This window comes from Alistipes ihumii AP11 (assembly GCF_025144665.1).
In the GTDB taxonomy this organism is placed as follows: domain Bacteria; phylum Bacteroidota; class Bacteroidia; order Bacteroidales; family Rikenellaceae; genus Alistipes_A; species Alistipes_A ihumii.
Window position 1 is genome coordinate 1,323,963 of record NZ_CP102294.1, and the last position, 13,346, is coordinate 1,337,308.

A 13,346-nucleotide genomic window follows, 5' to 3' on the forward strand; every position below is an offset into this window, starting at 1 on the left:
GATACAGTCGTTATACTCCGCTGCAAAGATAGGGAGAAAACTGAAAAAACGAAAAAAGTTTTGAAGTTTTCTCTCGTGCGCCCCCTGCCCGGTATTTGCAAGCAACGGAAACGGCTTTCGGGAACCTACAGATAACTGGAATTGTCCCAGCAATGAGTGCACAACTCCTCCTTGGGCAGGCCGATCGCCCGGACCAGATCTTCCAAACGCTGGAAGCGAAGCGTGTCGGCTCCGATCCGCCGGCGCATGACCTCCACCATCGCGGCGTGCTTCGGGCTGTCCGGGTCGGCATATTGACGCAGCAGCTCCTCGGAAAACTCTTCGGTTCCCTCCAATTCCTTGATCACGCGGCGCGTGAACAGGTCGAACGTCGAGCGCGAAGTGGAGAAGTTGAGAAATACGCACGGATAAATCAGCGGCGGACAGGCGATTCGGATATGCAGCGCCCGGGCGCCCACCTCGGTCAGCTTGACGATGTTGTCCTTGAGCTGGGTGCCCCGCACGATCGAGTCGTCGAGCAACACCATGCGGGAACCTCGGATGAAAGCTTCGTTCGGGAGCAGCTTCATCTTCGCTACCAGATCGCGCATTTTCTGGTTCTGGGGCATGAAACTGCGGGGCCATGTCGGCGTATACTTGACGAATGCCCGTTTGTAGGGCAGGCGACGACTGTTGGAATAGCCGATCGCATGGCCGACGCCCGAGTCGGGCACGCCGGCCACCAAATCGACATCGCGCACGTCCTCGTCGCGGCGGGCCAGCGCGCAACCGCAGCGATAGCGGGCATCCTCGACGTTCACGCCCTCGTAGCACGACGAAGGGTAGCCGTAATAGACCCACATGAACGAACATATCTGCTTGCGCTTGCCCCCCGGCGTGATCTCGCGTATGCCGTCGGCCGTTATGAACAGCGTCTGCGCCGGCTTCAACTCGGTTTCGACACGGTAATCGAGGTTAGCGAAAGCCGAGCTCTCCGTGGCTATCGCATAGCCGTCGCCTCCCCGGCCGACAACCACCGGCGTGCGGCCGTACTTGTCGCGCGAAGCATAAATGCCCTCCGGCGTCAGGATCAGCATCGAGCACGACCCTTTCACCTTGCTCTGCACCAGCTCGATTCCCTCGCGAAAGGAGTCGCCCAGCGATACGAGCGTAGCGACCAGCTCGGTCGGGTTGATCCGCGAGGCGGACAGCTCGGCGAAGTTCAGCCGGCGACCGAGCAGCTCCCGCGTCAGCTCTTCGAGATTGTCGATACGCCCGATGGCCACCAGCGAAAAGCGGCCCAGATGCGAGGTGAGCGTGATAGGCTGCGACTCCATGTCGCTGATGATGCCGATCCCCTGCCGCGAGCCCTCGAAACGGGGCAGATCGTCCTCGAACTTGTTGCGGAAATAGGCGTTCTCCAGCGAATGGATGGTCCGTACGAAATCCTTTCCGTCGTAAAAAGCCATGCCGCCGCGCTTGGTGCCCAGATGCGAGTGATAATCGGTGCCGTAGAAGACGTCAGCCACGCAGTCCCGCTTCGAGACACAACCGAAAAAGCCGCTCATACAGTCAGATTTTTGCGCAAAGATAGCGTTTCGGGGCGAATTTCAAACGCGGCCGCCATTTAAAATCGGCCGAAAAGCCGGGCTATTCCGCCGCTCCGGCCCCCCTCTCGCAGGACAGCGGAACGGGAAAGGAGCGCACATCTGTCCCGGCAAGCCCGGATCGGAAGCTTTTCCCGTCCCGATGCGAAAAGCGCGCGAACGCCCGGTCCAGTGGGAGCAAACGCAGAATCCGGGCGACGGTTCAGCGCAGGAACCGTCGCCCGGATTCTGAGAATAGCCGGCGTTCCGGCCGCACCGAGTCCGCCTCCGCACCGGCCCGGCCATTCCAAACACCCGTCGGGGCGATAAGAAGAATTTCCGCGGTCGGGTCCCGACGAAACGTCGGGACCCGACCGCGACCTTCATAAAAACGTCCTACTTGGGCAACGAGCGCCCGACCTTATAGCCGCGAACAGCGAAATAGATCATAAACAGATACCCCGGAGCGAGAATCAGGTACGGCAGGTGACGGTTGCCGATCGCGTCGGCCCATGCCCCGTAAAGCATCGGCATGATGGCCCCGCCTGCGATACCCATAATCAGGATAGCCGAAGCGAGCTGGGTATACTTGCCCAAATTCTCGATGGCCAGCGGCCACAGGCTCGGCCACATCAGCGAATGCGCGAAGCTCATCAGCACGATGAAAACGATCGACGTAATACCCGACGTGAGCAGCGCTCCTGCCAGAAACAGCAGCGCGAGCGTCAGGCATGCGATGAACGCCTTGCGCTGGGGCACGTATTTCGGAACGAGCACGATACCGATCAGATAGCCGATCGTCGTAGCCACCAAACTACATATGCCCAGCTTCGTCGCCACGTCGCCCGACAGCCCCTGAGACTCGCCGTAAAGCGGCAGCGTATCGATCGCGACGACCTCGGCGCCCACATACAGGAACAGGCTGACCGCCCCGAGCCAGAAATAGGGATAGTCCAGCAGCGAGCGGCGCTCATGACCGGCCTCCTCGCAATTCGACTCGACATCGATCTCGGGCAGCTTCGCCGCGAACCGGATCACCAGCGCGAGCAGAATCAGCACGACCGTGATGCAGACATAGGGCACGATGATCTTCTCGGCAAGCACATGCAGCTCGGCAATCTTATCGGCGCCGGTCAGACCGGCGATCTTGGCCGATATTCCCTCGATGTCCGAGAACAGGAAACGGCTCAGCAGGAAAATACCGGTCATGCCGGCAATCTTGTTGCAGACGCCCATGATACTGATGCGCTGCGCAGCGCTCTCGATCGGGCCGAGAATCGTCACATACGGATTCGAGGCGGTCTGCAACAGCGCGAGCCCGGTCCCCTGCAGGAACAGTCCGAGCAGGAACAGCGCATAGCTGCGGTCCAATGCGGCTGGAATGAACAGAATCGAACCGACGGCCATAGCCAGCAGCCCGTAAGACATGCCCCGGACGAACCCGCTGCGACGCAGCACCCACGACGACGGAATGGCCATGACGAAATAGGAAATGTAAAAAGCGAACGTCACGAAATAGGCTTGGAAATCGGTGAGTTCGCATATTTGTTTCAGAAAGGGAATCAGCACGCTGTTGATCCACGTGACGAAACCGAAAACGAAAAAGAGCGCACCTATCACGTAGATGCTTCTGGCTGCGGAATTGTTCTTCATTCTATTCAGTTCAGATTAGGTTTTGCGAAATCTTAGAGTTTGAATTGCTTGTCATCGATATACGAATCCTTGTAGCCGAGGAAATAGAGAATTCCGTCGAGCCCGACCGTCGAGAGCGACTGGCCGGCCGTCGCCTTGACTTTCGGTTTGGCGTGGAATGCGATTCCCAGGCCGGCGACGCTCAGCATCGGCAGGTCGTTGGCCCCGTCCCCGACGGCGATCGTCTGCGCGATGTCGACGTTCTCGACCTGCGAGATGAGCTTCAGCAGCTCGGCCTTGCGTTTGCCGTCGACGATGTCGCCCAGATAGCGGCCCGTCAGCTTGCCGTCCTCGATCTCCAGTTCGTTGGCATAGACGTAGTCGAAACCGTACTTGCGGCGCAGATAATTTCCGAAATAGGTGAAACCGCCCGACAGAATGGCCGTCTTGAACCCGAGACGCTTGAGCACGTGCATCAGCCGGTCGAGCCCCTCGGTAAACGGCAGGTGCTCGGCAATGTCGGCCATGACCGACTCGTCGAGCCCCTTGAGCATCGCCACGCGGCGGCGGAAGCTCTCCGCGAAGTCGATTTCGCCGCGCATCGCGCTTTCGGTGATCGCGCGCACCTCGGCTCCGACGCCGGCACGCTCGGCCAGCTCGTCGATCACTTCGGTTTCGATCAGCGTCGAGTCCATATCGAAACAGATAAGCCGGCGCGAACGGCGGAACATGTCGTCCTTCTGGAACGAAATGTCCATGCCCAGCTCGGTGGACAGTTGCAGAAAACGCGACTGCATACCCTCCTTGTCGTGAGGATTCCCCCGCACCGACAGCTCGATGCACGACTTAGGGGCCCGCGCGTTCTCGTCGAGCGAAACGCGTCCCGTCAGGCGAAGAATCGAGTCGATATTGAGTCCCTGCTCGGCCACGACGCGCGTCACGGCGGCGATCTGCTGGGCCGTCAGCTTACGACCGAGCATGGTAATGATATAACGGTTCTTGCCCTGCATGCCGACCCACTGTTCGTACTGCTCGACGGTGATCGGCTGAAAGCGTATCTGAATGCCGAGCTCGTAAGCCTTGAACAGCAGATCCTTCATGATATCGCCCGAGCGGATCGAGTCGGTCTTGAACAGAATGCCCATCGAGAGGGTCTGGTGGATATTGGCCTGACCGATATCCAGAATCGCCGCGTCGTAGCGCGCGAGAATGTCGGTCAGCGAGGAGGTGAGGCCGGGCTTGTCCTCGCCGTGAATATTGATCTGAATAACTTCGATGTCGTCGTTTTCCATGCCTTTCGGTTCTGCGCCTGCGAGCGTCTCTCGCAAGCCGCCCGCCGTTTCGGTTACAATACTTGCAAAGTTATCAAACTTTTCGGCAATTGCCGACGCTCCACGCAAGAAAAACGCCGCTCCCGCACGGCAGCCGGTCCTCCATGCCGGTCAAACGCCTGCCGAGCGGTTTCCCGACAACGCGATCCCCGCGACGAGCGAGACACCGGCCGAACGCTTTTCTGAAACGGCCGAGACCGAGCGGACAAGAGCAAGTCCCGCTCGGGTCCTCCGCCACGGAAGGGGAAACGGGTCTGCGCAGAACAGCCGTCGCCTACTCCTGCGACGGATCGTCCTTGCCGCGACGCGCCAGCAGGCGGTACTCGACCGGAGTCATCGACGTACGCCGCTTGAAAAAGATCGAGAAGTACTCCGGATTGTCGTACTTGAGGCTGAACGAAATCTCTTTGATCGGACGCGACGTGGTCGTCAGCAGCCTCTTGGCCTCGTTGAGCTTCAGCTCCTGCATGTATTGGGCGGGAGACGTCCCGGTAAACTCCTTGAACGCTTTCCGGAATCCCGAGTAGCCCGTATGCAACTTGTCGGCCACGTCCTTGGCCGACAGGTTGTCGTATATGCCCTCGCGCATGATGACTTTCGCCTTGTTGATCCGGCCGATCACATTCTCGTCGACGAATTCGCGGGTGCGGTGACGGTAGTACATCAGCCCGAGCATGTGCATCACGATACCCGACAACGCCTGCTGAAAGCCGGAGCGCTCCTCGTCGGCGATCTCGACGGCTTTGATATAGAGGTCGACGATACGCTCGTTGAGCCCGATGCTGAACACCGGCGCCTGATTCAGGAAAAAGCCTTCGGCGACGATGCGGTCGATCGTGGCGCCCTTGAAACCGATCCAATACTCCTTCCACCCGCAGTTGGCGAACGGCTTGTAGGTATGCCACACGCCGGGAAACAGGAAAAACATCTTGCCTTCGGTGATCAGCTGCGACTCGCGGTCCTCGCCGTAGGTGAAAATGCCCTCGCCGTCGGTAATGTACAGCAACTGATACTCGCTCAGCACGCGACCTTCGTCGACGTCGAAGCGGTAGCCCTGCGGATGCCCCTCGGGCGGATAGCTCTGCTCGGCCGAAATGGTCTGACATCCGACGCCGGTCACGGTCAGTCCCCAGAGCTCGTCCTCCTCGGTCGAGATCAGGTATCGGACTTCGTTATGCAGATCGGCAGCGCTCATCGGACAAAACGTTTCGAACGGAAACTAAGGCAAAGATAGCAAAAAGAAAAATGTTCCGGAACACTCTCTGCGAAGCCGAACCGGACGAACCCGGCGAACGATCCGCCTTCGGCGCGATCCGCACGGGAATCGAGCTCTGCGAACGTCAGCCGCGGCAGTCAAGCGGATCAATCGGCCAGCCGGACCTCGCGCCGAACGCAATGCCGGATACCGTACTTATCGTACCAGCCGCGGGGATGCGCCGAATCGTCGCGCATAGAGCGGAAGTCGAAATGCCGGAGTTCAGTTTTTCCCCGCCGAATTCGCCGACTCTGGGCATCCCGGTCGTACTGGCGTCACGGGAATCGTACGGACGGTTGCGGATCGCATCCGGCCAGCGCCGCCGGCTCAAGCAACAGGAAGAATCCGGTTCCGGCCTCGTACGAAAACCCGCTGCGGACCGCACAGGACGACAACCGGATGCCTATATCCACGCTGTCGGTACCGACGGCCCGCAACAGGAAGGCGATCCTCAACGACGTGTCCGCATCGGAAAGTCGCACCGTACCGAGCAACGACAGCTGATCGCACGAGACGAACTTCCCGCCGCGGCAGGAGCCCTCGGCCATGCCGCGGCTTTTCCCACCGATATTGCCGCTCAGCAGACACGCAAATGCGCACGCTCCGAAATCCGAGCACCTCGTTCCACGGGCCGTCGGCCCGTTCGCAGACAATCCTCAACGGTGCCTGACCTCCGGAGACAAAGGACGCCCCGACGTGCCATGCCAAGCAACCAGGCTTTCCCCATCGCAAGACGAGTTTTCAGAAACGCATACCGAACCAATAAACACGCGAAATATCCCCGTAAAACAAAACGGAGCGGCCGCCATGCGACGACCGCCCCGGAATATTTCCGGCCGAAAGGCACGAACTATCCGATCCGGGTCAGCCCCTGCCAACTGATATGATGCTCGGTTATGCCGATCTCGTCCATCCAGCGGCGGGTGTCGAACGTTTTGAGGTTGTGCGTATTGATGCCCGTCCCGTTATCGTTGTTCCAGACCCAGGTCGGCGTGGGCCACAGGCAGGCGCGGAAACGGATCGACTTATAAAACTCCTCGCTGCATCCCTGCTGGCCGTGATGGGCCATCTGCAGGTAATCGCAGTTCAGATCGTCCCGGTACGGTCCGGCGAGCACCTTGTCGCCGCACTCGACACCCGCATCACCGAGGAAAACGACCGACTTGTCGCGGTCCCAAGCCCGGATGATCGTACTCGAATTGTTGTAGGGATTGGTTCGGAACTCCTCGTTGGTCACGCCCAGCACTTTCAGGTTCAGCCCGTCGATCTTCAGCGCCAATCCCGGCTCGCGCAGATCGACCACCTCGGTCGCGGCCGGGTCGAGCCGGTCGAGCTCGGCATAGAACTCGCGGGCGTACGAATCGTAGGGATGCTCGGCGGAAAGCAGCGAGTCGGAAAACCGGGAGTGATAGATCTTTCTGATCTTCAGATCGCCGGGCTTCTTCAGAATTTCCGTCAGAGCGCCCATATGGTCGTTGTGGGGATGGGAAACAAACCATGCCTCCACCTCGTTGCCCAGCGCGGCGAGAAACCCTTTCAGGAAAAGCGTCTCGTCCTTCATGCCTCCGTCCATTACGACCAGACGCCCCCCGTCGGTCTGCAGCACGTAGGAATTGCCGATCGTATCGACCTGCGACGGAAGCTGCCACAACGTGAAGCCCGGCTTTCCTTTTCCCGTTCCCCTGCCCTTGCCCGACAAAGCAGCCGGGAAAACGGTCGCGACGGCGCCCCCGAGCAGCGTGACGCGCAAAAAATCTCGTCTTTTCATATCGCTTATCGTTTTAGATTAATAGGTTTCGGATCAACTCGCGGAACGCTCTTCGATATTGGGCCGCTCGAGCCCGTACCCCTTGATGCGGTCCTCGCGGCGGAGCAGCAGCGCGAACACGATCGACAGCACGCCGAAGCCCGCGAAGATCATCATCGGCAGCGTATAGTCGTAGCTCGTGGACTCGATCCCGTCGATCAGCATCGTCCCGCTGACGCAATAACGGTCGAGCACGTAGCCGATCAGCATCGGAACGAACGACAGGCCCCAGTTCTGTATCCAGAAGATCATCGAGTACGAAGTACCCAGCATCCGGTACGGGATGATCTTGGGCACCGAAGGCCACATGGCCGAAGGAACCAGCGAGAACGCAGCGCCGAGCAGGACGATCAGCACGACGGCGATCCAACTGCTCGTAAGCATCGGAATCGAGAAAAGCACATGCACGATCACCAGCAGCGCCGAGCCGATCAGCATGATCGTCGCGCCACGTCCTTTGCGATCGTAGATGCTGCCGAACAGCGGCGTCAGCAGTACGTTGCCGAACGGCAGCAACGCCGGGATCGAGCCGGCGAACTCGGGCGAAACATGGAACTTCTGGATCATCAGTTCGGTAGCGTACTTCAGGAAAGGGAACACGGCCGAATAGAAGAGTACGCAGAGAATCGTAATATACCAAAACGCCTTGATGCGGGCGATCCGGAAAATATCGGAAAAACGGAACTCCTCCTCGTCGGTCTTCTCGTTGTCGAGCGGACGCTCCGTTTCCGTTTCGCGGTCGTAGCGACGGTCCATCACGCAGAACACCAGGAACGACAGCAGCCCGATGCAGAACATGATCAGGCAGACCAGCAGCGGAGCGCTCGGACTGCCCATCGCCCGGGCGAACGGAAGCGAGCCGAACATCGCGATCGCCGTCCCGATACGCCCCGCAGCGACGTTCAGCCCCAAGGCCAACGCCAGGGCCTTCCCCCGGAACCACTTGACGACGACCTTGTTGGCCGTAATGCCGACCATTTCGATGCCGACGCCGAATATCGCAAAGCCGAGCGTCGCGTACAGCACCTGCGATTTGAGCGAAAATACCTGCCACGAGCCGATGCTCAGCGACGTCACCGCCCCTCCGAAATCGGTCGAAACGGCCCAATACTTGAGCAGCGAGCCCGCGATCATCAGCCCGACCGAAAGCACTCCCGTGAAGCGGGGGCCTTTCTTGTCGAGGATCATCCCGCCGAAAATAAGCATCAGCAGGAAAATGTTGAACCAGCCGTAACCGCTGGTAAAAACGCCGTAGTCGGTACTGTCCCAGCCGAGCTGCTGCTCGAGCATCGTCTTGAGCGGAGCCATCGCGTCGGTCATGACATAGCCCGTCAGCATCGTGAACGATACCAACCCCAGCACCGTCCAGCGGGCGGCGGCCGAGTCGGCGATCTTCTTGCGTAAATATTCTACCATTCGATTCGTTTGAGTTAATAATTCGTCATCGGACGCACCGCCCGCGCCCGAGCAGAGGCGCACTGGGTCCGTCGTTGCTTCGTTCCTATCGGGTCCGGCCCGGCGGCTGGCCGTAAATCCTCAGCACCTTGTACGCGTCGGCCACGCCCAGCTCGCCGGCCTTGCTCATGTCGAGACATCCCTTGCGGGTATCCTTCAAATATATCTGGATCAGCCCCCGGTTATAGTAGGCCTCGCCGAACGACGGATTCAGCTCGATCGCCCGCGTATAGTCCTCGATCGCCTCGGGCATCCGGCCCGAAAGGCAGAGCAAATTGCCCCGGTTGTAGTAGATATAGGCAAAGTCGGGCAGCAGCTTGGCCGCCTTGTTCAGGTCGGCGATCGCTTCGTCGTAATCGTATACGCGATCGGAGCGAGTCTTCAGCCGGCTGCTCGGATCGCTGTCGACGGCGATCCGCTGGTAGCCGTTGTCGATCGACGAAATGAAATCGATCATCTCACTCTGCGTCGTACTGCGGTTGACATACAGGAACGGGTTCGACGGATTGCGGTCGATCGCCGCCGTATAGTTCGCGATGGAGCTCGTGTACTGACGGATCAGCGACTGCGAGACGCCGCGCAGGAAATAGGCCTGCCACGAGTCGTCGCCGCCGCGCAGCCGGTCGACGAAAGCGGCGTCGATCACGAACAGCGTGTCGGCGGGCAGATCGCTGTCGCGGTTGACCCAGCGCAGCCCCCGGTCGCCGACGTCGCGGAGGAACCGCTCGGACTGCTCGACGTAATACTGTCCCGGGAGATTGGGACGCGGAAGCGTGTCGGCAGTCATCAGCGAGAACTTGAACATCGGCAGCAGCGCGATGTTGCCGGTCTTGGCGTTCAGGCTCTCGTACCGGTTGCCGGCGAACTCGCTCTCGAACGACAGCAACTGATTGAAGCGACGGCTCGTATCGGCATAGATCGAGAAGGTGCTGTCGTTGAGTTTCGAGCGATACTCGGCAATCTTGCGCTCGGCCGTCTGCTTGTCCGAGCGGGACCCCTCCAGATCGTTGGTCATATAGCGCAGCGACGAGCGCCCCAGATAGGCGTTCGCGAAGTCGGGATAGAGCTCGATCGCGCGCGAGTAGTCGCGGATCGCGGCCTCGTAGTCGCCCAGCTGAGCGTAGAGCGCGGCCCGGTTATAATAAACCAGCACGTTGTTCGGCGAGTAGAACGCTACCCGGTTGTAGTCGTCGAGCGCCCGATTATAGTCGCCGATCTGCGTGCGCAGGATCGCCCGGTTGAAATAGGTCAGCGCATTGGTCGAGTCGAGCGCGATGGCCCGCGAAAAGTCCTCGATCGCCTGCACCGGACGCTTCGTGCTCGAGTAGACCATAGCCCGGTGGAAATAGGAGGGAACGTAAGTCGAATCGTAGCCGACCGCCTTGTCGAAATCGGCCAGAGCCAGGTCGTACTTCTTCTGCGCCATGTAGAGCGCACCCCGGCGGTTGTAGCCCGCCGGATCGAAATAATTCGTCCGGATCGCCGTATTGTAGTCCTCCAGAGCGCGGGTCGTGTCTTTCAAATAAAGGTAGCTCGTACCCCGGTTGATATAGGCGTCCGAGACCTTGTTGTCATAGCGGATAAACGTGTCGAAATCCTCGATCGCCTTCTCGAACTGCTGGCTCAGCAGGTAGGTGACGCCCCGGCTGTAATAGGGCCCCGGCAGATCGGGACGCAGGTCGATCGCTTCCTGAAAATCGCGCAGCGCGTCGTCGTAATTGCCCATGCGCATCCGCGTGATGGCCCGGTACTGGAACGCGGTGGTGAAAACGGGATTCTTCCGGATCGCTTCGCTGAAATCCTGATCGGCGCCGATCAGATCGTCGAGGTTGTACTTCGCAATGCCCCTCAGGAAATAGCCCTCGTAGGCGGTAGAGTCGGCCCTCAGCAGGATGTTGAGCACCTCGATGGCGTCCCGGTACTTGCTTTCGATCAGGAAACTCCTCCCTGCGTAGAAAAAATAAGCCTTGTTGAGCTGAGCCTGCGCGCGATACCCCGGCAGCCAAGCCGCCAGCACGAGCAGGAGCAGGAAGATTTTACGCATGCGCGACACGGTTTAGGGTGCTAAGTTAACACTTTTGGTCCGAAATTCCGCTCGGAATCCGTCAAAAATAACGTTCCGCCGCCCCGCTTAGTATGATTCTCCCCGGAACGGACGGCGCACGGACGAAATTCGGAGCCGACTTGTTTCCTGTTAATAAAAAGTTACGTACCTTTGACTGCAATTTTGCGCTTTAACCTGTTTTTGAACACTCGCATGAAAAAAGTAGATGTTGTTTTAGGCTTGCAATGGGGCGACGAGGGAAAAGGGAAAGTCGTAGACGTGCTCACTCCCGCCTACCGGGTGATCGCCCGGTTCCAAGGCGGCCCGAACGCAGGGCACTCCCTCCACTTCGAGGGCAAGAAGTACGTGCTGCACACGATTCCCTCGGGCATTTTCCGGGACGGCTCGGTCAACGTCATCGGCAACGGCGTGGTGATCGACCCGGTCATCCTCTCCGAAGAGATCGCCGGCCTGGAAGCCGACGGAATCGACGTACAGGGCAAGCTGCTGATCTCGAAGAAAGCGCATCTGATCCTGCCCACGCACCGCGCGATCGACGCGGCGTCGGAAGCGGCCAAGGGAAAGACCAAAATCGGATCGACGCTCAAGGGCATCGGTCCCACCTATATGGACAAGACGGGACGCAACGGACTGAGAATAGGAGATATCGTATCGCCGGAATTCGGAGAACGATACGGGCGGCTGAAGGAAAAACACCTCGGACTGCTCCGCCAATACGACTATCCGGTCGACCTGACCGACTACGAGAAGAAGTGGTTCGAGGGAATCGAGAATCTCAAGCGTTTCCGGCTGATCGACAGCGAGCATGCGGTGAACCGCCTGCTCGACGAGGATAACACGATGCTGGCCGAAGGAGCGCAGGGTTCGATGCTGGACATCGATTTCGGCACTTATCCCTTCGTCACGTCGTCGAACACGCTCTGCGCCGGCGTTTGTACCGGTCTGGGCGTAGCTCCGTCGCGCATCGGCAACGTGTACGGCATCTTCAAGGCCTATTGCACGCGGGTGGGCAGCGGACCGTTCCCGACCGAACTTTTCGACGAAGACGGCGAGCGGATGCGCCAGATTGGCATGGAATTCGGAGCGACGACCGGCAGGCCCCGCCGCTGCGGCTGGCTCGACATGGTCGCGCTGAAGTACTCGGTCATGATGAACGGAGTCACGTCGCTGATCATGATGAAAGCCGACGTGCTGAACGATTTCGACCGGCTGAAAGTGGCCGTAGCCTACCGCGTGAACGGGGAGCGGACGACCGAGTTCCCGTTTGAGACCGCCGGGGAAATAGTTCCGGAGTACAGGGAGTTCGAAGGGTGGAAATGCGACATCAACTCGATGCGCAGCTACGACGAGTTCCCCCGTCAGCTCAAAGAGTACGTCGAATTCATCGAGCGGGAGACGGGCGTGCCGGTCAAGATTATTTCGGTAGGTCCCGACCGCGAAGAAACGATTGTCAGGTAAAACAAAACGATACGACGATGAGAACGACCAAAGGATCCATGGCAGCCATGATGGCGGCCGCGCTGCTGACGACCGGATGCGCGGCGTTCCAGAACATGAGCAAAACGGGACAGGGCGCCACGATCGGCGGAGGCGGAGGCGCCGTAGCCGGCGCGGCTATCGGCGCGATGGCCGGAGGCGGCAAGGGCGCGGCCATCGGAACAGCGGTCGGCGCGGGTCTCGGAGCCGGAGTAGGCGCGCTGATCGGCCGCCGGATGGACAAGCAGAAAGCCGAGCTCGAGAAAATCGAGGGCGCGCAGGTGGAAACCGTCACGGACGAAAACGACCTGCAGGCGATCAAAGTCACGTTCAACGACAAGATCCTGTTCGCCACCGGCAAGAGCGACCTGAGCGACGCCTCGCGGAGCGCGCTGGGCAAGTTCGCCGCCTCGCTCGCCCAGTCGCCCGAGACGGACATAGCCATCTACGGGCACACCGACAACACGGGCAGTCGCGCGGTCAATCAGAAGCTCAGCGAAGAGCGCGCGCAGGCCGTAGCGAACTATCTGATCGGACAGAAGGTCGATCCCGTGCGGATCACGACCCGGGGTCTGGCCTACGACTCGCCGATAGCCGACAACTCGACCGAGGAAGGCCGCGCGCAGAACCGGCGCGTGGAGATACTCATCACGGCCAACGACCAGATGATCCAGCAAGCGCAGGACGGCACGCTGAAATAACCGCGACCGGCGCCGGACGATACGATCCGTCCCGCGATAGTGCGGGGCGGATCGATTTT

The 13,346-nt window shown here is 59.8% G+C and carries 10 protein-coding genes; 2 read left to right on the forward strand and 8 right to left on the reverse strand.

Annotation, left to right across the window (positions count from 1 at the left end):
• Positions 1 to 125: 125 nt before the first annotated feature.
• The 8 genes from NQ491_RS05325 to NQ491_RS05360 all read right to left on the reverse strand — a co-directional run bounded on the left by NQ491_RS05325 (position 126) and on the right by NQ491_RS05360 (position 11,089).
• Positions 126 to 1,547, reverse strand: a complete 1,422-nt coding sequence (locus NQ491_RS05325; RefSeq protein WP_019246570.1) for an amidophosphoribosyltransferase — start codon at positions 1,545 to 1,547, stop codon at positions 126 to 128.
• 414 nt (positions 1,548 to 1,961) lie between these two features.
• The gene (locus tag NQ491_RS05330) at positions 1,962 to 3,218 is read right to left on the reverse strand and encodes a sugar MFS transporter (protein WP_019246571.1); all 1,257 of its coding nucleotides are present in this window, start codon (positions 3,216 to 3,218) and stop codon (positions 1,962 to 1,964) included.
• Positions 3,219 to 3,250: 32 nt separating this feature from the next.
• Positions 3,251 to 4,489 (reverse strand): phosphoserine phosphatase SerB, encoded by a 1,239-nt coding sequence (gene serB, locus NQ491_RS05335; RefSeq protein ID WP_019246572.1) that lies wholly within the window; start codon positions 4,487 to 4,489, stop codon positions 3,251 to 3,253.
• Between the two features lie 313 nt (positions 4,490 to 4,802).
• Positions 4,803 to 5,723: an AraC family transcriptional regulator gene (locus tag NQ491_RS05340; protein ID WP_019246573.1), complete on the reverse strand. Its 921-nt coding sequence runs from the start codon at positions 5,721 to 5,723 to the stop codon at positions 4,803 to 4,805.
• Between the two features lie 335 nt (positions 5,724 to 6,058).
• Positions 6,059 to 6,331 carry a hypothetical protein gene (locus NQ491_RS05345; protein ID WP_019246575.1) on the reverse strand — a complete coding sequence of 91 codons (273 nt, stop codon included), beginning with the start codon at positions 6,329 to 6,331 and terminating at the stop codon, positions 6,059 to 6,061.
• 302 nt (positions 6,332 to 6,633) lie between these two features.
• Positions 6,634 to 7,551 (reverse strand): ComEC/Rec2 family competence protein, encoded by a 918-nt coding sequence (locus tag NQ491_RS05350; protein ID WP_019246576.1) that lies wholly within the window; start codon positions 7,549 to 7,551, stop codon positions 6,634 to 6,636.
• Positions 7,552 to 7,584: 33 nt separating this feature from the next.
• On the reverse strand, positions 7,585 to 9,006 hold the full coding sequence (locus tag NQ491_RS05355) for an MFS transporter (RefSeq protein WP_019246577.1): 1,422 nt from the start codon (positions 9,004 to 9,006) through the stop codon (positions 7,585 to 7,587).
• A gap of 85 nt (positions 9,007 to 9,091) precedes the next feature.
• Complete coding sequence (locus NQ491_RS05360; protein ID WP_026089759.1) at positions 9,092 to 11,089, reverse strand: tetratricopeptide repeat protein; 1,998 nt, start codon at positions 11,087 to 11,089, stop codon at positions 9,092 to 9,094.
• Between the two features lie 213 nt (positions 11,090 to 11,302).
• On the opposite strand from NQ491_RS05360, the gene NQ491_RS05365 reads away from it, so the two are divergent.
• Both NQ491_RS05365 and NQ491_RS05370 read left to right on the forward strand, forming a co-directional pair.
• Positions 11,303 to 12,568, forward strand: a complete 1,266-nt coding sequence (locus NQ491_RS05365; RefSeq protein WP_026089760.1) for an adenylosuccinate synthase — start codon at positions 11,303 to 11,305, stop codon at positions 12,566 to 12,568.
• 17 nt (positions 12,569 to 12,585) lie between these two features.
• A complete protein-coding gene (locus NQ491_RS05370) occupies positions 12,586 to 13,287 on the forward strand; it encodes an OmpA family protein (RefSeq protein WP_026089761.1) in 702 nt (233 codons plus the stop codon).
• Positions 13,288 to 13,346: the final 59 nt, after the last annotated feature.

Coding starts and splice junctions, on each gene's coding strand:
- NQ491_RS05325 (WP_019246570.1), bottom strand. CDS start 1,547: ATGAGCGGCTTTTTCGGTTGTGTCTCGAAGCGGGACTGCGTGGCTGAC.
- NQ491_RS05330 (WP_019246571.1), bottom strand. CDS start 3,218: ATGAAGAACAATTCCGCAGCCAGAAGCATCTACGTGATAGGTGCGCTC.
- serB (WP_019246572.1), bottom strand. CDS start 4,489: ATGGAAAACGACGACATCGAAGTTATTCAGATCAATATTCACGGCGAG.
- NQ491_RS05340 (WP_019246573.1), bottom strand. CDS start 5,723: ATGAGCGCTGCCGATCTGCATAACGAAGTCCGATACCTGATCTCGACC.
- NQ491_RS05345 (WP_019246575.1), bottom strand. CDS start 6,331: ATGGCCGAGGGCTCCTGCCGCGGCGGGAAGTTCGTCTCGTGCGATCAG.
- NQ491_RS05350 (WP_019246576.1), bottom strand. CDS start 7,551: ATGAAAAGACGAGATTTTTTGCGCGTCACGCTGCTCGGGGGCGCCGTC.
- NQ491_RS05355 (WP_019246577.1), bottom strand. CDS start 9,006: ATGGTAGAATATTTACGCAAGAAGATCGCCGACTCGGCCGCCGCCCGC.
- NQ491_RS05360 (WP_026089759.1), bottom strand. CDS start 11,089: ATGCGTAAAATCTTCCTGCTCCTGCTCGTGCTGGCGGCTTGGCTGCCG.
- NQ491_RS05365 (WP_026089760.1), top strand. CDS start 11,303: ATGAAAAAAGTAGATGTTGTTTTAGGCTTGCAATGGGGCGACGAGGGA.
- NQ491_RS05370 (WP_026089761.1), top strand. CDS start 12,586: ATGAGAACGACCAAAGGATCCATGGCAGCCATGATGGCGGCCGCGCTG.